We start from the raw sequence: 17,983 nt of genomic DNA on the forward strand, positions 1-17,983 counted from the left end.
TATACATAATGTAGGATATTGTCGAATGAATGGAGGCAAATAGCATGCTAACAATTGAACAGGTACAAGATATCAAGCAAAAGATGCATTTGCCGAAAGTTGTGACGGATAAATCTATAACAACTTACATAGGGAGTGCAAATGGCATTACGTATTGCTTATACACCTTACTTCCTAGGAGTACCTCTTGGATAAATTATATTCCAAACGAGCATGTAGGGTTTATAGAAAACTATACCATTCTATTTGGCGAGTTAGAGATTGAAAGAGACAGAGAAAAAATGACGCTATCTCGTGGTGATATTCTTGATGCGAGACTCAATCATGCGGTTCATACTTGTTATGCAAAAGATACGGTGGAAATTCTGTTTGAAATGACTTCCTTTGTTTTTGAGCCGAATTTTTTTGAGAGAGAAATTATTCAACGGGATGCATGGAAAATACAAGAAGTGGATGGGTATACTTACCATCACTGTGCTCGTATTAGAGATTACTCTATTGAATTGTGGAAAAGAATTAATCCTCAGAAAAGCTTAGCCATTATCAGTATTGGTTCTTATTTTCACGATATAGGAAAACTTGCTATTCCATTAGAGATTCTAACCAAACCAAGTAAATTGACGGAGGATGAATGGAAAATCATCAAGAAGCATACTACATTTGGTGCCGAAATGATGAGAAACCATGAAGTAGAACGCTTGCGGGAAGCCGCTTTTATTGTAGAACAGCACCATGAGCGGTATGATGGAAAAGGATATCCGTACGGGCTCAAGGGTATTGAGATTTCATTGGAAGCCTCTATTGTTTCCGTAGTAGATGCGTTCGATGCAATGACAACGAACCGTGTCTATAGGGGGGCTTTGACGATTGAAGAAGCTCTTCAAGAAATGAAAAACGGCAGAGGCACTCAATTTAACCCGCTTGTAGTGGATGAGTTTTTAAAAATGTTAGAAGAAAAAAACAACAAATGGTACTGAAAGGGAGAGAGAAAAATGTCTTATCGTATTGAACGTGATTCTATGGGAGAAATCCAAGTTCCACAAGATAGTCTTTGGGGAGCACAAACGCAAAGATCTAAAGAAAACTTTAAAATTGGTAATGAAAAAATGCCGATTGGTGTTGTTCATGGACTTGCCCTATTGAAAAAATCTGCCGCAATAGTTAGTCACTCTCTAGGAAATTTATCAGAAGCAAAAAAAGATGCAATTGCAGCCGCAGCAGACGAAATTCTAACAGGAAAACTAGATGCACATTTTCCATTAGTCGTATGGCAGACAGGTAGCGGTACGCAATCGAACATGAATGTGAATGAAGTAATTGCTCATCGTGGAAATCAACTCCTTGAAGAAAAAGGGAGCGAAGAACGACTTCATCCAAATGATGATGTTAACAAATCCCAAAGCTCAAATGATACATTCCCAACAGCTTTACATATTGCAGGAGTGCTAGCTGTCGAAAAGCAGCTTCTACCAGCAATTGATATATTAAAAGAAACATTAGGTGGAAAGTCAGAACAATTTATGGATATCGTGAAAATTGGTCGTACACACTTGCAAGATGCAACACCTCTTTCACTAGGACAAGAGTTTAGCGGTTGGCATCGTATGCTCGAAAAATCAGCTAAAATGATTACGCAAAGTGTGCAAGACATGAAAGAACTTGCGATCGGTGGAACAGCAGTAGGTACGGGACTAAACGCGCCGAAAGGATTTGGTGATTTAGTAGCAGCTGAAATTTCTAAGGCATTGAGTATTGAATTTACTTCAGCAAAAAATAAGTTCCACTCTCTTACAAGCTATGACGATGTTGTATACGTACATGGTGCAGTAAAAGCACTTGCTGCGGACTTGATGAAGATCGCTAATGATGTACGCTTACTAGCAAGTGGACCACGTTCAGGTATCGGAGAAATTTCCATTCCAGAAAACGAACCAGGAAGTTCTATCATGCCAGGTAAAGTGAACCCAACGCAAAGTGAAGCGATGACAATGGTTGTTGCTCAAGTAATGGGGAATGATACAACAATCAGTTTTGCTGCAAGTCAAGGACATTATCAATTGAATGTTTTCAAACCGGTTATTATTCATAACTTCCTACAATCAGTTCGCTTATTAAGCGATGCAATTATTAGCTTTAACAATAATTGTGCAGTGGGCATTGAACCAAACTTAGAAACAATTGAGCACCATGTAAATAATTCACTCATGTTAGTTACAGCATTAAATCCATATATTGGATATGAAAATGCTGCAAAAATTGCGAAGCACGCACATAAAAATGGTACGACATTGAAAGAAGCTGCGGTAGCACTTGATTTATTAACTGCTGAAAAGTTCGAGGAAATTGTCCGTCCAGAAAAAATGATATAAGAAGAAAAGAGATTTATTCACATGAAAAAAATACTATTTATATGCCTCATTTCTATTTTAGTCCTTTCTGCATGTGGCCAGAAAGAGACGAAAGAGAATCACGAGGGACATGAAGACCATATTGCACATTTAGCAAATGGAGATATCCAAGAAACGACTGCCTCAACAGACGTGTTGCCAGCATTTTTAGACAATCAGTCAGAGGATATGCAACTTGTGTATCAAGCAGCTGCTAAAGCACACGATGTTTTAAAATGGATGCCTTGTTACTGTGGTTGCGGTGATAGTGCAGGGCATAAGAATAATTTTAACTGTTTCGTTCAAGAGATAAAAGAAAATGGAGAAGTTGTGTGGGATGACCACGGAACACGCTGTGCGGCTTGCTTGGAAACTGCCGTAGCATCTATCAAAATGGTCCAAGAAGGTAAGTCATTAGTAGAAATTCGTAACGCAATTGACGAAGCTTATAAAGAGGGCTATGCAGCACCAACTAAAACACCAATGCCTTCATAATTAAAAAACTGCTTCTTCTCATGAGTTTGTGAGAATGAGCAGTTTTTTTTGAGTAAAGATTATAATCGGATAGTCGACTAAGGCAATCGGATAATCGACGAGTCGAGTCCAATCATAACCTTGTGATTATTTTATATAGTAATCACTTATTAAATATTCACTTATCACTTCAGTTGGAATTTCAAATGTAAGAACACCCATATAACCTGGAGCTATTTCATATTTGTCAAACGAAATTGTTAGCTTATGGTCTGCGGTTATGGAAAAAGTTTGATCCGGGCGAATAGTTTCGAATTCGAAACCTATTTCTTCCTGATCATCGATCCAATATATTTTATCAGGATCATTTGCCATTTGTTTTGCCATTTCATCTTTTAAATAAGTAGAGATAACCTCGATATAAGCATCATCTTTAAATAAGCTAGGTAATGTGATTAGTATCTGGTTTTTCTTATCAATCGTATCTGTACGCATTGTTGTAGAAGATGATCCAACTGTATTCACTTCATAACGACTAATAGAAAGAATATCCTCTGTATCGGTTACAACCTCATACGTAGATGTAACACCTAGATGCCCACCGCCTGCTTCATCTAGTTCCTTTATCTCGTTTTGGAAGTCTTCATAAAGCGCCTCGTTTTCCGTAATATATTTTTCATTTAACATTTGTTCTAATTCCTTATTTTCCAGTCCAGTTACATTTGGGGTTTTTAAGTCAGCGTTATAAGTGCCTTTATCAAGCTTAATGGCCTGGAAGGTGACGACTTGAACAAATTGCCCAAGCAGAGGGACCGTGGCAAGAGATTGTGCGAGTGCAGGGCTTACATTCACACTAGTTGTAAATAATGCTGCCGCTGCAACTAAACCGATTCCCCATTGTTTAATCGGCGATTGTTTTTTCTGTTTCCTTTTTGCTTCTTTGATAGAATTTTTCACTATATTATTTAATTCCTTAGGTATTTCAACTTCTTCATATTTCTTTTTGGCATCCTGTAAATTCTTCATAATTCCACCTTCTCTTCCATATTAACTCGCAGCTTTCGAAGTGCTGCATACAATCTCGTTTTGATGGTATTTGAATTTTCGCTCTGTATCACTGCAATTTCATCTATTTTTAAATCCTCGAAAAAACGAAGTACAATAATCGTTTTATATGGTTCATTTAGATGGTCGATGGCTTCATATAAATCATAATCTTTTTCGAGATCATGCTGCTCGGGCAAAAACGTATGAAGGATATCATCATCCATTGCTTGCATACGACCGTGCTTTCGGATGTAATCTATTGCAGTATTTACAACAATACGATAAAACCATGTTTTGATATATCGCTCTTCCTCTAATCGATCTATTGAATTTAACGCTTTAAAAATGCTGTCTTGAATAATATCTAGAGCGTTCTCTTTATTTTTTACATAACTAAAAGCTAATCGATAATAATCGTTTTGATGTTCTATTATATAGTTTTCAACTAGTTGAAACTTTTCCTTATTCGTCATGACGTATATGAACTCCTTTTTCCCGTACCCGCGATTACGTTTCAAAGATTAGACGGGCAAGTGTTTTGGAAAGTTTGACTATCAATAAAATATTTCTTAAGAAATTCTTCATATTTCTCCTTCTAAAATGTTAAGAAACAATCTGTAGAATAAACGAAAGCAGCATAAGGAAGGAGAAAACAAATGATTCAAATACAAAACGTTAACCATACATTTCTAATAGGAAAAAAAGGAAAAGAAAAAAAGGTACCTGTCTTAAAGGAACTATCCTTTGAAGTGGAAAAAGGGGAAATAGTTGCGATTGTAGGAAAAAGCGGATCAGGAAAATCCACTCTACTACATACAATAGCAGGCTTTATGAGTCCAGAACAAGGATCCATTATCGTGAATGGTCAAGAAACCGTCCATTTGAATGAAACAGAAAGAGCAAAATTCCGTTTAAATAACTTTGGGTTTATATTTCAAAACTTTCAACTCATGCCTGGGTTAACTGCCTTTGAAAATATAGAGCTACCATTGAAACTAAAGGGAATAGCGCATAAAAAAAGAAAAACGAGCGTGCAACTATTATTGAAAAAAGTAGGACTAGAGGACGTAGCAGATCATTATCCAAATGAATTATCAGGAGGTCAACAGCAGCGCGTTAGCATTGCACGAGCATTGATCACTAATCCTCCGATTTTGTTTGCAGATGAGCCAACGGGTAGCTTAGATTCAGAAACCGAACAAGATATTTTATTGTTAATACAAGATCTCAATCAAACAATGGGCGTAACGTTCGTTATTATTACGCATGACGAGGAAGTCGCAAACATTGCCCATCGTAAATTCAGAATGCGTGATGGGGTATTAGTGAAAGGAGATGCAAACAATGTTATTTAAAGATCAAGTTGACTTTGTAAGCCAACATATTAAGAAGAATAAATTACGTGTATTTATGACCGTACTAGCCGCCACGATGGGATGCGCATTTTTGATCGTCCTTGCTTCCATCGGATTTGGCATACAGGATACGATGCGTAAGGAAATATTAGAAGATCAAGCTATTACCGAGGTAGAAGTGTATACCAATAATGGAGAAGCACTCGATATTTCTCAAATTAGGACAGTTGAGCATGTAAATGCCATTGTGCATAGAACTAGTATGGACATAATGGCAGTTTCTCAATTAGGCGAGCGTTCGCTTGAAGGGAATATGCTACTAACTAATTTTGCAGAAGAAGAAAAATCAAACCTTCAATTATCCGAAGGGCGTATGCCTACAAAGGAAAATGAAATTGTTGTAGGGTACCAGTTTGCAGAAAACTTATTAACAGATGCGGAACGTAAAGAAATGGAACAAAGTACAGAAGAGGATGCTGAGCCAATAGGAGGTTATAAAGAATCTCTAATCGGAAAAACTATTTCCATGTCTATGCAATCTTACGAAATGGATGAAGCATTCCCTGAAAAGTGGGACTTTACGATTGTAGGAGTAACAGAGAAACCGGCAAGGGACTGGTTTGTCGACACTAATATGTTAGTAGATGAATCGTGGAAAGACAAGTTTCAAGAAGTTTACGAGGCGAATACGGGGAACGAGAATCCAGACTTATTCTACTCTAGCACGAAAATCTACACTTCTAGCCTAGAGCATGTTAAATCGGTAACAGAAGAGCTAAAAGAAATGGGCTATAGTGTGTATTCTGTTTCAGAACAATTGGAGCAGTTAGATGTCTTTTTCATGGCATTTAAAATAGGACTTATCTTTGTTGGGACAATCGCAGTATTAATCGCGTCGATTGGTATTTTTAACACGATGACAATGGCAGTAACTGAAAGAACTCGTGAAATCGGAGTTATGAAAGCAATAGGAGCTAGTCCTAAACTAATTCAGCGTCTATTTTTAATGGAAAGTGCATGGATCGGGATTATCGGGACTGTGCTCGCAGTCATTATTTCATATGCAGTGAGTTTCCTAGCAAACTGGATATTGCCGATGGTAGTAGGAGCAGCATTAGGGGAGGATGAGTTCCAAGATTTATCGATGACATTCTCGCTAATTCCATGGCAGCTTGTGGTCATTGCATCTGTGATTAGCATCAGTGTAGCGATGATTTCTGGATGGAGACCAGCACGAAAAGCAACAAAAATTGATGTCATTCAAGCATTAAGACAAGAGTTATAAAGAAAGGTCGTCCCCGTTATGGAGACGACCTTTTATTGTGAAATGGTGACATAAGCGAAGAATAGAACTAGTACAACTGCTACGTTTAGTAAGTTGTAATTCATCCTCGAAATTTTTCTATCCATTTTCTCCGATTTGTTGATGAATGTGATCCCAACAAAGGTGATGAGTATAGCTAAGATTAAGGCCAGAATCGGTTGCATATTATATACGCGTGCATCAATAAAATGGACGAGGATGATAGCGATGGCCATTGCCACACCATATGCCACTTTTTTTAGCGTTGGTTCTTTCATTGTCTACTCCTATCTAGTGAATAAGGCATCATTTCTTTCAATTCATTCTCCAAAAACGGATCCGCACTTAGCATCAGCTTAAACTGCTTATAACTTTCCATTTGTTCAGCAGTTGCTTTTTTCCCGTTTTTATAAGCCCGTATCAAGATGTTTTTCGGTGTGTTTTCCATATCAATAAACTCCACCAATTGTGCCTCATAGCCAACCATGTTTAGAATTTCTGCTCGGATGGAATCTGTTGCAAGTGCCGCAAAGCGTTCTTTAATAAGTCCATGCTTTAGCATAATATCAAGCCCTGGTGCATTGAGCTGTCTATTTAGCTCATGCTGGCAGCAAGGGACACTTAAAATTACACTCGCTCCCCATTTAACAGCACGGGAAAGCGCCATGTCTGTCGCTACGTCACATGCATGCAGAGTGACAACCATATCGACAGCTGTTTCATCGTTGTAATCATTAATATCTCCTACTAAAAACTCCAGCTGCTCATAGCCTAAATCATCTGCAATTTTTGCACATTCCTCAATTACTTCTTTTTTCAAGTCAAGACCCGTTACACGAATATCGAGGCCTTTTTCGATCTTTAAATAATGATAAAGGGCAAATGTCAGATACGATTTCCCAGATCCGAAATCTAGTATACGCACGGGTTTATCCTTTGGTAAATGGGCAAGCGTATCGTCGATAAATTCTATGAAACGATTGATTTGCTTAAACTTATCATACTTTTGCTTTTTCACTTTTCCTTCTTCGGTTTGCACGCCTAAACGAATAAGGAAAGGATAGGGAGTGTTTTCATCTAACAAATAATTCTTTTTCCGATTATGAGAAAGGTTCACTGTTTTTGGAGCCGCTGCTTTCTCCGATTTCCACATCACTTTGTTTTTCTTAGAAAGCTGGACTTGTACTTTCTCTGTTACGAAGTCCGCATGAATTTGGCGGAACTGTTCTAACAGCTCATCCAGTGTATTTGCGAATTCGTCTAACTGCACATTTTCATGCTTTAAAATGCGTTCATATTGGTATTCTAGTTGTATGTGATACGTATTTTTTATGTCGATTGGTTTTAGCTTTACACGCTTTATTTCATTTGACTTCGCCCGTGGCTGGCTTATGGTTGCAGCGATTAGCTGTTTGTTTGTGATTTGTTCTATTAAATATGCTTTCATTTCTTGAAATTCCATTAACATCGCCTTCTTTTTCCGTAATATACTTGGAAATAGTGTAACATATCGGTGATATTTTAGGTTAGTTGGAAAATGGAGAGCTTTAGTTGGAATTTCAGCCAGTTTAGTTGGAAAAATGAAAGCTTTAGTTGTAAAAATCGAGCATTTAGTTGTAATAGGAAATAAAATGGAAATTACTTAATGTAAGTAAGCGTCTTCCCAGTCCATCCAAACAATATCGTCAGAATTGGGCTTAACAAGCAGAAAAATGCGAATGGCAAGTAATCAATTGTGGAGACTGCTAACACATTCGTGATGAATATGCCGCATACACTCCAAGGGACGAGTGGATTCACGACTGTACCAGCGTCTTCCATGACACGTGCCAAGTTTTTATTGGCCAGTCCTACTTTTTTAAACTGTGCTTGGAAGGATTCTCCCGTTAGTAATATTGATAAATATTGCTCTCCTATTAATGTATTCACACCAATTCCAGTAAAAGCAGCTGCCGTAATAACAGACCCTACGCTTTTCAATAAACTTTCTACCTTCGATAGCAAGCTTTGTACAATACCTAGTGTAAATAATAGTCCCCCCATACTTAATGCAAGTATGACAAGTCCTATCGTGAACATCATGCTATTTATACCCCCACGAGTAAGCAACGAGTCGACTGCTTCGACTCCTATACTAGATGTATAGCCATTAAACAATATATTCAGTACTTCCTCGAAAGGCGTATATTGAAAGAAATAAGAAATACAAATAGCTGCAAAGGATGTTAATGCTAAGGCGATAATTGCAGGTACTTTTTTAATAGAAAGTATAAAGAGTAAAACAATCGGAAGTAACGTATACCAATGAACCATACCTGTTTGAAGGAGTCCTTCTTGAAAAACATTAATCTGATCTAGTTCTCGGAATTCTTTATTGGGCGATAAAATACCGTATCCAATGAGTGAAATTAGAAATGCCGGGATAGTCGTCCATCCCATATTGCGAATATGTTCAAACAAGTCCACTTGAACAATCGCAGATGCAAGATTTGTTGTATCAGATAATGGAGACATTTTATCTCCAAAAAACGCTCCAGACACAATTGCACCCGCAGTAATCGCTAATGAAATATCCATTGCGCTCGCCATTCCGATAAATGCAACTCCCACTGTTGCAACTGTTGTTAAGGAACTCCCAATAGATAACCCAACAATACAAGTAATTAAAAATACAATCGAAAAGAAGAAATGTGGTGTGATAAATTGAAAGCCTAAATAGATAAGTGTGGGGATAGTCCCACCCATCATCCAGCTACTTATTAATATACCTATAAAGAAAAAGATGAAAATAGCCCCAAGTCCCGCTTTCGAGCCTTCTACAAGTCCTTCTTCTAACTTTTTAAAAGGAACTTTTTTAAATAATCCATAAGTGATTAATATTAAAATAGCCAACAAAATAGGCATATGTGGAACTGCATCAAATTGAACAATACAAACTGCCATTAATGCAATAATCATAAACGTAATGAGAACAGCCTCTATAAAAGAAGGCGTAATTGTCGAGCGAATTCGAAACATTGTAAATCCTCCTCCATGAAAATCGATTCAAACACTTTCGCACTTCAACGCTTTGAAGTGGCGAAGTAATTAGGATTTTATCACGTTTTATTATTAAGTCAATTAGTTAATAAATAGTCTATTTCGTCAGAATTTTGTGATAGAATGATAGGAAAAGAAATAACATTCAAAAAGGGGAGATTTGTTTGTTAAACGAAAAAACAATAGGGCAGATTGTAAAAGAAGCAGCTAGAAAGTTTCCAGAAACAGAAGCATACGTATATCCCGAGCACGGGATTCGAAAAACATATAAAGAATTTGACGAAGAAACGGACGAGCTTGCAAAAGCGTTCATTGGTCTGGGCATTCAAAAAGGGGAACATGTTGCAATTTGGTCTGACAACAAAAGAGAATGGTTATTAAGTCAGTTTGCAACAGGAAAAATGGGTGCAGTACTTGTAACTGTAAATACTAATTATCAGGAAAGTGAGTTGGAGTATTTACTGCAGCAGTCCGATGCAACGACACTTATTTTATGTGAATCTTATAAAGGAACGTCTTATCTGGACATTATTCGAGCTGTTTGCCCAGACATCGAGAACTCAGAAAAGGGTAAGATACAATCTGAGAAATTACCACATTTGAAACGTGTCATTGTAATGAGTGAAAATGACTATCCAGGCATTTATACATGGACTGAGTTGCTAGCTCACGCAGAAAAGGTATCGGATGAAACATTAGCACAACAATCGAATTCTCTTCATAATGAGGATGTTATTAATATGCAATACACATCTGGTACAACGGGGTTTCCAAAAGGAGTTATGCTAACGCATAAGAATGTGGTGAATAACGGACAGCTTGTTGGTGATTATATTCATCTTACAGAAAATGACCGACTATGCATCCCCGTTCCGTTTTTTCATTGCTTCGGATGTGTCATGGGAACCATTGCATCTGTAACTCATGGAACGACAATGGTTATTATTGAACAGTTTAACCCAGAAAAAGTATTGCAAATGGTGCAGGACGAAAAATGCACTGCCTTACATGGTGTACCTACCATGTTTATAGCGGAGTTAAATCACCCGGATTTTGCTCAGTTCAATCTGAAATCATTGCGTACTGGAATTATGGCGGGATCCATTTGTCCAATCGAAGTGATGAAAAAAGTAATAGAAGATATGGGATTGTCGGAAATTACTATTGCATATGGACAAACAGAATCTTCTCCTGTCATTACACAAACAAAAACAGATGATGCGATTGAAAAGCGAGTTTCCACTGTTGGAAAGGCACATCCTGGAGTAAAAGTGAAAATCATCGACCCGGTAACAGGGGAAGATACACCTGCAGGAGTTCCAGGTGAGTTATGTACGAGAGGTTACTTAGTGATGAAAGGCTATTATAAAAATGAAGAAGCGACAAAATCTGCGATTGATGCAGAAGGGTGGCTTCATACCGGGGATATCGCGGTTATGGATGAGGATGGGTATATCGATATAACTGGTCGTATTAAAGACATGGTCATCCGTGGTGGGGAAAATATATATCCAAAAGAAGTAGAGGAATTTTTGTATCAGCACCCATCCATTCAAGATGTCCAAGTAGTGGGAGTTCCTGACCCGAAATACGGAGAGGAGCTTATGGCATGGATTATATTAAAAGCAGGAGAAAACTTAGATGCTGAGCAACTAAAGGATTTTTGCAAAGGGAAAATATCACATCATAAAATTCCGAAATATATTGAATTTATCGATGCATATCCAATGACAGCATCCGGTAAAATTCAAAAGTTTCTCCTTCGGGAAATGTCGAAAGAAAAAGCCTTAGTATAAGATATTTCCCGGGAAATCGACAAAAAGAGATGACATATTTCTTGGTCATCTCTTTTGTTCTTTTAATAAAGATAGAAGGAAGGGCTGGTAAAATGTATTTAGACCATATCGTTCATCACGTAACAAAGACGCCAAATCAGGTGACTGTAGATTGGAATGAGACGGGAGTTCATGCAGTTATTGGAGGACAGCATACATATTGGGGGACATATAATGCACTCTTATATACCAAAACTAGCTATATAGAGTGGTTAGCAATTGAACATAAAGAAGTTGCTGAAAATGCCAATCATCCATTAATCAATCTATTGTTACATGATTTGAAATCAGCACCTGGGTTTGGAACGATTTGTATTCGTACTCTATCTATTGACGAATTACATAAGCGACTGGAAGCGAAAGGTATAGAAACCTCAGGAGTATTACATGCTGAAAGAAAAACAACCAGCGGTCTAATACGTAGGTGGAAGATGCTGTTTGTTAAAGAAGAAATAAGTGATGCCCTTCCTACGCCATTTTTCATCGAATGGGAGGAAAGTGATGAGGGACGCTATCAATCCCTTCGAGAAGATGGCACAATGAACGAAAGTAATTTACAATTAAGGATCTCAGCATGTGAGTTTCATGTGTGTGAACCAAGGGAAATAATGAATAAATGGAAAAGATATTTCGATTTGGTAGAAGGAGATGAACACATACTTCTACTAAACAATACGAAACTAGTCTTTAAACAGTTAGAAAACGGAACGAAAGAAAGACTAAAAGTAGTTCATATAGAAGGATTCATGGATAAAGAAACTCTTGTGTATGAACAGGCAACGTATCACTTCCATTAGGAGGAGGAATTATTTTTGGAGGAATTTTTAGAAAAGGCGATCATTGTTGCGGTTAATTTGCAGCATGATGAGCATTTTGAATATGGATTAGAAGAATTACACAATTTAGCAGAGGCGTTAAATGTTGAGGTAGTGGGCGAGGTTACACAAAATCTAGAACGTGTGACCAATTCCCATTATGTTGGAACGGGCAAAGTAGAAGAGATTAAAAACTTTTATGAAGAAGCCGGTGCCAATCTTGTTATTTTTAATGATGAGCTCTCTCCTTCACAAATCAGAAATTTAGAGAGAGATTTAGAATGTAAAGTAATCGATCGAACGATGCTTATTTTAGATATTTTTGCCAGACGAGCAAAATCAAATGAAGCACAAATGCAAGTAGAGCTAGCACAACTTCAGTATATGCTTCCGCGACTAGTTGGACTCCGGGCTTCTCTAAGCAGACAAGGTGGAGGTACTGGTGGTGGTTTTAAAAACCGTGGTGCAGGGGAAACAAAGCTAGAGCTAGATAGACGTAAAATTGAAGACCAAATTGCTAAACTAAAACGCGAGCTAGAGCAAGTTAAATACCAGCGAGAGACGCAAAGAAAGCAGCGTAAGAAAAATGCAATTCCAGTCATATCATTAGTAGGATACACAAATGCAGGTAAGTCCACTATTATGAATCAATTACTTCATAAAGTTGGGCAGACAGATTCCAAGCAGGTATTTGAAAAGGACATGCTATTTGCTACACTTGAAACTTCTGTTCGTCAGATTAAGTTACCAGACCAAAAAGAGTTTTTATTAACAGACACGGTTGGATTTGTTAGCAAACTACCTCACCATTTAGTAAAAGCATTCCGTTCTACTTTAGAAGAGGCAAGAGATGCAAGCTTATTACTACATGTAGTTGACGTTTCGAATGCCGAGCATCGCTATATGATGGATGTTACGAACGAAACGTTACTCGCTGTTGGCGTAGAGGATGTCCCAACCATTTATGTATACAATAAATCGGATTTAGCGGATATGAAATACCCGTATGTATCTGGAGAGAATATTTGGATTTCTGCTAAAGAAGGAGCAGGTCTAGACGAACTGCTAGGAATGATTAAGAAGCATATTTTTTCTGACTATATTGTGTGCAACATGTTAATCCCTTTTGACAGAGGTGACCTTGTCTCGTATTTAAATGAACATGCTTCTGTAGAGTCAACTACTTACGAAGAAGAAGGCACACTTGTGAAAGTTGAATTAAAGAAATCAGACTATGATCGACTACAACAATTTGTCTTCGTACAAGAATAACAAAAGAAGCTTATCGCTCGTGCGATAAGCTTCTTTTTATACTTCCTGGAACTGGATATTATGCAACCTAGCAAAAATGCCATCTTGCGCAACTAATTCATTATACGATCCATCTTCTGCGATACCATCTTCGGTTACAACTAATACGCGGTCAGCATCCCGAATAGTCGCAAGTCGATGCGCAATAATAAGTGTAGTGCGATTTTCTGCAAGCTCCATTAATGATTTTTGAATTATTTTCTCTGTTTCCGTATCAAGGGCAGAGGTAGCCTCGTCCAATATTAAAATTGGAGGATTCTTTAAAAACATACGAGCAATGGCAAGACGTTGTTTTTGACCACCTGATAATTTAAGTCCTCTTTCTCCGATTTGCGTGTCATACCCATGTGGAAGACCGGCGATAAAATCTTCTAAATGGGCTTTTTTTGCTGCCTCTCGAATTTCCTCGGTAGTAGCATCTTTTTTTCCGTACGCAATATTTTCTTCAATTGTTCCGGTAAATAAGAAGACATCTTGTTGTACAATTCCGATTTGAGAACGTAATGATTTCATTGTGACGTCTTGAATATTTAGTCCGTCAATTGAAATGGTCCCTTCATTCACCTCATAAAAACGTGGAATAAGTGAACATATAGTTGTTTTTCCGGCTCCAGACGGACCAACAAATGCCACCGTTTCCCCTGATTTGATCGATAAATTGATATCGTCTAATACAGATTTATGCTCATCGTATCGGAAGTTAACATTCTCAAATTCAATATCTCCATTTAAATGAGTAACACTTAGAGCGTTTGGTCGATCTTTAATCTCCGGTTCTTGTTCCATAAGATCTAAAAAGCGTTTAAATCCAGCCATTCCTTTTGGATACAGTTCAAGTAAGGCAGTGATTTTATCAACTGGTTTGATCAACACATTAACATATAAGATAAAACCAACAAGTTCCCCTGGTTTAAGCGCGCCTTTATAAGTAAACCAAGCTCCCACCACAAGTACAACTAACGTTACTAGGCGAGTCATCATATAAATACTCGAATGTGTGCCTGCCATTACTTTATAGGCTTTGAGTTTTGCAAGACGGAATTGTCCATTGTCTTGTTTAAAACGATCTATTTCAAAATTTTCATTCGTAAATGATTGGACCACACGGACACCGGATACACTATCTTCAACACGTGCGTTTACATCTGCAATTTTGCCATACATGTTTTTCCATGCCTTGTTCATCATGATATTTCCGTAGGTAGCAACAATCGCTAAGAAAGGAACCATCACAATTGCAATTACGGCAAGCTCGGGATTGAGATTGAACATAATAATAAAAGCACCGATAAGGGTCATAATAGCAATGAATAAATCCTCAGGTCCGTGATGGGCAAGCTCACCGATATCAAATAAGTCATTGGTAATACGGCTCATAACATGTCCCGTTTTAGTATTATCAAAAAAACGGAAGGATTGCCGTTGTACATGATTGAACAATTGCTGGCGCATATCAGTTTCGATATTAATACCGAGCTTATGTCCTAAATAACTCACAACATAGTTTAGGAAAGTGCTCAATATATAAACGAGCAACAGTAAAATACTAACTTTTACAATCATATTCCAATCGCCAGTTGGTAATAATACATCAATAAACCATGACACAGCCATAGGAAATGCTAGCTCTAAGATGGCTACAAATACTGCACTACTAAAGTCAATGACGAATAACCGTTTATGTGGTTTATAAAATGAAAAAAATTTCTTTAGCACCAAATCTCCCTCTTCCTTTTATACATAAAGACTATTATAGCGAACAATTTCATAAAACGAAATAATTGGATAATTTTTGACAGAGAAAAGGGAGGGCGGTATAATTGATGTCTCAGTTTAGAAAAGAGGGTAAAGTATGTTTTCAAAAGAAGAAATAGTTAAATCAGTCCCACAAAAAGGCTTCTTTGGACATCCGAAAGGGTTATTGTCCTTATTTTTCACAGAGTTTTGGGAGCGTTTTTCATACTACGGTATGCGCGCAATTCTAATCTATTATATGTACTACGAAGTAACACAGGGAGGATTGGGACTAGACCGATCCACTGCTAACTCTATAATGGCAGTATATGGTTCCCTTGTTTATATGTCAGGAATTATTGGAGGTTGGATAGCCGACCGCCTATTTGGTACGACAAGAACTGTATTCTATGGTGGAGTTTTAATAATGCTTGGGCACATCGTATTGTCGTTTCCAGGTGGAATTACGCCACTATTTATTTCGATGGCACTGATCATCATAGGAACAGGGCTATTGAAGTCTAATATCTCCACAATTGTTGGTGATTTATATTCAGAGAAAGACGCTCGTCGTGACTCTGGGTTCAGTATTTTCTATATGGGTATTAACATGGGTGGATTCCTTGCACCTTTAATCGTTGGTACTATTGGTCTTGAGTATAATTTCCATTTAGGTTTTGGACTAGCAGCTGTTGGAATGGCATTGGGATTAATCGTCTTCTTACTAACGAAGAAAAATAATCTTGGATTAGCTGGTTCGTATGTGCCGAATCCAATGTCTAAAGAAGAACGTAAAAAGGTATTTAGTAGAATTGGTATTGTCATTGTAATCGTATTAGTTCTTGGATATATCTTAGTGCAACAAGGGATTATGACAATCGATGTATTTACAATGACGGTATCTATTTTAGGTATTGTTATTCCTACTTTGTATTTCATCGTTATGTATAGAAGTGATCGAACAACGGATGATGAGAAGTCAAGATTGCTTGCTTATATCCCGTTGTTTTTAGCGGCAATGATGTTCTGGGCAATACAAGAACAAGGATCGAATATATTGGCGCAGTATGCAGATGAGCGTGTTAATCTGATGATAGGATCTTTTGAGATTTCACCTGCATGGTTCCAATCGTTAAATCCGTTATTTATCATTGTGCTTGCACCTGTTTTTGCTTGGATGTGGATAAAACTTGGTGATAGACAACCATCTACACCTAAAAAGTTTGCATTCGGATTATTCTTTGCAGGGATGTCTTTTATTGTAATGATCATTCCAGCGTATATGAATGGAACAGAGACACTTGTAAATCCATTTTGGCTTGTACTTAGCTTCTTCTTAGTTGTGCTTGGTGAGTTACTACTATCTCCAGTTGGTTTATCTGCAACAACGAAGCTAGCACCAGGTGCTTTTGCCGCTCAAACAATGAGTTTATGGTTTATGACGAACGCATCTGCGCAAGCGATCAATGCACAAGTAGTTAAACTGTACTCACCAGAAAATGAAGTTTTATACTTCGGTGTAATTGGTGTTATCGCACTTGTTATTGGGCTGTTATTGTACTTAATGACGCCTTTAATCCAAAAGTACATGCGTGGAGTAAAATAAATTATAAATGCGTAAGGGATGTGGCAGATTGCATCTCTTTCGCATTTTTTTATCTAGTCGGGTTTAATGAGAGTATTGGTAAATGAATAATCATGAAAATAAATGAAACCTTTCCGAAACTTTCCTCGTATAATAGTTATCAAAGCATGAAGGGATGATAACTAATATGAAGAAATGGACAACGCTAATAGCGGTAGCCACATTATCATTAGGTTTAGCTGCATGTAACGAGACTGCTAAACCAGCAGAAAAGACAGAGGTAACAAAAAAGAGTGAGTTAACACTTCAAGAAGTATATGATAAATCTATTGCTGCATCAGAAGAACTGAAGAGTGTACGAGCAGTTATGGATCTAAATCAAAAAATGAATATACCGAATGAAGAAAATGAATTGGAAATTAGTTCGAAAATGGATATGGAATATATAGTAGAACCAATGCAGATGCATCAAAAAGGGACTTCTACTGTAAGTGGTCTAGTTGAAGGCATGACTGATCAAACATCTAAATCTGAAAGTTACATGACTGCGGATGAGTTCTATGTATACGATGAATCTACCGGTGCTGGACAATGGATGAAGCTCCCACAAGAAATGATGGCGGGAATTATGAATGCTTCAGAACAAGCGAATGCGTCTGACCAGTTGAAGCAGATTCAAGGATATTTAGATGACTTTACGTTCGAACAAGATAATGATAACTATATATTAACGCTTGAAGCTTCAGGGGAAAAATTCACGGAATTAGTAAAAACGCAAGTTGATGAAGTAATGCAATCAATGGGTATGGGAGAAGAGATTCAAATGGATTTCGATATTCACTCCGTAAACTATTTGATTCACATTGATAAAGAAACGTTCCAAACGAATAAATTAGATGTTGTGTTTGATATGGATATGGATATAGACGGTGAAAAAATGAACATTGTACAAGATGTAAAATCTACTTTCTCTGGTTTCAATGAAGTAGAAGAAATCGTTATTCCACAAGAAGTAATCGATAAAGCTGTAGAATTATAATAAGTAATAAGACTGTTTTCGATTGTTGCAATAAAACGATCGGGAGCAGTTTTTTTATT

16 protein-coding genes are annotated in these 17,983 nt (G+C 37.4%); 10 read left to right on the top strand and 6 right to left on the bottom strand.

Features of this window, described 5'->3' with window-relative positions; translation table 11 throughout:
- The first annotated feature begins 44 nt into the window (after nucleotides 1-44).
- Genes OR571_RS02115 through OR571_RS02125 form a run of 3 tightly spaced genes read left to right on the top strand, consistent with a single transcriptional unit; the run spans nucleotide 45 to nucleotide 2,882 of the window.
- On the top strand, nucleotides 45-977 hold the full coding sequence (locus OR571_RS02115; protein WP_282241212.1) for an HD-GYP domain-containing protein: 933 nt from the start codon (nucleotides 45-47) through the stop codon (nucleotides 975-977).
- Nucleotides 978-992: 15 nt separating this feature from the next.
- On the top strand, nucleotides 993-2,369 hold the full coding sequence (gene fumC, locus OR571_RS02120; protein WP_282241213.1) for a class II fumarate hydratase: 1,377 nt from the start codon (nucleotides 993-995) through the stop codon (nucleotides 2,367-2,369).
- A gap of 21 nt (nucleotides 2,370-2,390) precedes the next feature.
- Nucleotides 2,391-2,882 (top strand): PCYCGC motif-containing (lipo)protein, encoded by a 492-nt coding sequence (locus OR571_RS02125; RefSeq protein ID WP_282241214.1) that lies wholly within the window; start codon nucleotides 2,391-2,393, stop codon nucleotides 2,880-2,882.
- 126 nt (nucleotides 2,883-3,008) lie between these two features.
- Here OR571_RS02125 and rsiV read toward each other — a convergent pair whose 3' ends face one another.
- Both rsiV and OR571_RS02135 read right to left on the bottom strand, forming a co-directional pair.
- Complete coding sequence (gene rsiV / locus OR571_RS02130; protein WP_282241215.1) at nucleotides 3,009-3,887, bottom strand: anti-sigma-V factor RsiV; 879 nt, start codon at nucleotides 3,885-3,887, stop codon at nucleotides 3,009-3,011.
- Nucleotides 3,884-4,381: an RNA polymerase sigma factor gene (locus OR571_RS02135; protein WP_282241216.1), complete on the bottom strand. Its 498-nt coding sequence runs from the start codon at nucleotides 4,379-4,381 to the stop codon at nucleotides 3,884-3,886. Before OR571_RS02135 ends, rsiV begins: the two co-directional genes overlap by 4 nt.
- Nucleotides 4,382-4,564: 183 nt before the next feature.
- Here OR571_RS02135 and OR571_RS02140 point away from each other — a divergent pair, with 183 nt between their 5' ends.
- Complete coding sequence (locus tag OR571_RS02140) at nucleotides 4,565-5,263, top strand: ABC transporter ATP-binding protein (protein ID WP_282241217.1); 699 nt, start codon at nucleotides 4,565-4,567, stop codon at nucleotides 5,261-5,263.
- Nucleotides 5,253-6,548, top strand: coding sequence for an ABC transporter permease (locus tag OR571_RS02145; RefSeq protein ID WP_282241218.1), 1,296 nt, complete (start codon nucleotides 5,253-5,255; stop codon nucleotides 6,546-6,548). The genes OR571_RS02140 and OR571_RS02145 overlap by 11 nt, the downstream gene beginning before the upstream one ends.
- A 32-nt stretch (nucleotides 6,549-6,580) precedes the next feature.
- Here the strand turns inward: OR571_RS02145 and OR571_RS02150 are convergent, their stop codons facing one another.
- From OR571_RS02150 to nhaC, 3 genes are all read right to left on the bottom strand, one after another.
- Nucleotides 6,581-6,844 (bottom strand): hypothetical protein, encoded by a 264-nt coding sequence (locus tag OR571_RS02150; protein WP_282241219.1) that lies wholly within the window; start codon nucleotides 6,842-6,844, stop codon nucleotides 6,581-6,583.
- Nucleotides 6,841-8,028, bottom strand: a complete 1,188-nt coding sequence (locus OR571_RS02155) for a class I SAM-dependent methyltransferase (protein WP_282241220.1) — start codon at nucleotides 8,026-8,028, stop codon at nucleotides 6,841-6,843. Before OR571_RS02155 ends, OR571_RS02150 begins: the two co-directional genes overlap by 4 nt.
- A gap of 176 nt (nucleotides 8,029-8,204) precedes the next feature.
- The gene (nhaC, locus tag OR571_RS02160) at nucleotides 8,205-9,584 is read right to left on the bottom strand and encodes a Na+/H+ antiporter NhaC (RefSeq protein ID WP_282241222.1); all 1,380 of its coding nucleotides are present in this window, start codon (nucleotides 9,582-9,584) and stop codon (nucleotides 8,205-8,207) included.
- Nucleotides 9,585-9,769: 185 nt separating this feature from the next.
- Between nhaC and OR571_RS02165 the strand changes: the two genes are divergently transcribed.
- The 3 genes from OR571_RS02165 (at nucleotide 9,770) to hflX (ending at nucleotide 13,527) form a co-directional block, all read left to right on the top strand.
- Nucleotides 9,770-11,401, top strand: coding sequence for an AMP-binding protein (locus OR571_RS02165; RefSeq protein ID WP_282241223.1), 1,632 nt, complete (start codon nucleotides 9,770-9,772; stop codon nucleotides 11,399-11,401).
- Nucleotides 11,402-11,493: 92 nt separating this feature from the next.
- Entirely contained in the window at nucleotides 11,494-12,237 is a 744-nt protein-coding gene (locus tag OR571_RS02170; RefSeq protein ID WP_282241224.1) for a VOC family protein, read from the top strand.
- Nucleotides 12,238-12,252: 15 nt separating this feature from the next.
- Nucleotides 12,253-13,527, top strand: coding sequence for a GTPase HflX (gene hflX, locus OR571_RS02175; RefSeq protein WP_282241225.1), 1,275 nt, complete (start codon nucleotides 12,253-12,255; stop codon nucleotides 13,525-13,527).
- A 36-nt stretch (nucleotides 13,528-13,563) separates the two neighbouring features.
- Here hflX and OR571_RS02180 read toward each other — a convergent pair whose 3' ends face one another.
- The gene (locus tag OR571_RS02180) at nucleotides 13,564-15,282 is read right to left on the bottom strand and encodes an ABC transporter ATP-binding protein (protein WP_282241226.1); all 1,719 of its coding nucleotides are present in this window, start codon (nucleotides 15,280-15,282) and stop codon (nucleotides 13,564-13,566) included.
- Between the two features lie 136 nt (nucleotides 15,283-15,418).
- Here OR571_RS02180 and OR571_RS02185 point away from each other — a divergent pair, with 136 nt between their 5' ends.
- Both OR571_RS02185 and OR571_RS02190 read left to right on the top strand, forming a co-directional pair.
- The gene (locus OR571_RS02185) at nucleotides 15,419-16,906 is read left to right on the top strand and encodes a peptide MFS transporter (protein WP_282241227.1); all 1,488 of its coding nucleotides are present in this window, start codon (nucleotides 15,419-15,421) and stop codon (nucleotides 16,904-16,906) included.
- A 166-nt stretch (nucleotides 16,907-17,072) separates the two neighbouring features.
- Entirely contained in the window at nucleotides 17,073-17,924 is an 852-nt protein-coding gene (locus tag OR571_RS02190; RefSeq protein ID WP_282241228.1) for a DUF6612 family protein, read from the top strand.
- Nucleotides 17,925-17,983 lie beyond the last annotated feature (59 nt).

The sequence above is a fragment of the Psychrobacillus sp. NEAU-3TGS genome (assembly GCF_029955155.1).
GTDB lineage: Bacteria > Bacillota > Bacilli > Bacillales_A > Planococcaceae > Psychrobacillus.

Bases quoted from the DNA above. Each gene is read 5' to 3' on its own strand.
- OR571_RS02115 (WP_282241212.1), top strand. From the start codon at position 45: ATGCTAACAATTGAACAGGTACAAGATATCAAGCAAAAGATGCATTTG.
- fumC (WP_282241213.1), top strand. From the start codon at position 993: ATGTCTTATCGTATTGAACGTGATTCTATGGGAGAAATCCAAGTTCCA.
- OR571_RS02125 (WP_282241214.1), top strand. From the start codon at position 2,391: ATGAAAAAAATACTATTTATATGCCTCATTTCTATTTTAGTCCTTTCT.
- rsiV (WP_282241215.1), bottom strand. From the start codon at position 3,887: ATGAAGAATTTACAGGATGCCAAAAAGAAATATGAAGAAGTTGAAATA.
- OR571_RS02135 (WP_282241216.1), bottom strand. From the start codon at position 4,381: ATGACGAATAAGGAAAAGTTTCAACTAGTTGAAAACTATATAATAGAA.
- OR571_RS02140 (WP_282241217.1), top strand. From the start codon at position 4,565: ATGATTCAAATACAAAACGTTAACCATACATTTCTAATAGGAAAAAAA.
- OR571_RS02145 (WP_282241218.1), top strand. From the start codon at position 5,253: ATGTTATTTAAAGATCAAGTTGACTTTGTAAGCCAACATATTAAGAAG.
- OR571_RS02150 (WP_282241219.1), bottom strand. From the start codon at position 6,844: ATGAAAGAACCAACGCTAAAAAAAGTGGCATATGGTGTGGCAATGGCC.
- OR571_RS02155 (WP_282241220.1), bottom strand. From the start codon at position 8,028: ATGGAATTTCAAGAAATGAAAGCATATTTAATAGAACAAATCACAAAC.
- nhaC (WP_282241222.1), bottom strand. From the start codon at position 9,584: ATGTTTCGAATTCGCTCGACAATTACGCCTTCTTTTATAGAGGCTGTT.
- OR571_RS02170 (WP_282241224.1), top strand. From the start codon at position 11,494: ATGTATTTAGACCATATCGTTCATCACGTAACAAAGACGCCAAATCAG.
- OR571_RS02185 (WP_282241227.1), top strand. From the start codon at position 15,419: ATGTTTTCAAAAGAAGAAATAGTTAAATCAGTCCCACAAAAAGGCTTC.
- OR571_RS02190 (WP_282241228.1), top strand. From the start codon at position 17,073: ATGAAGAAATGGACAACGCTAATAGCGGTAGCCACATTATCATTAGGT.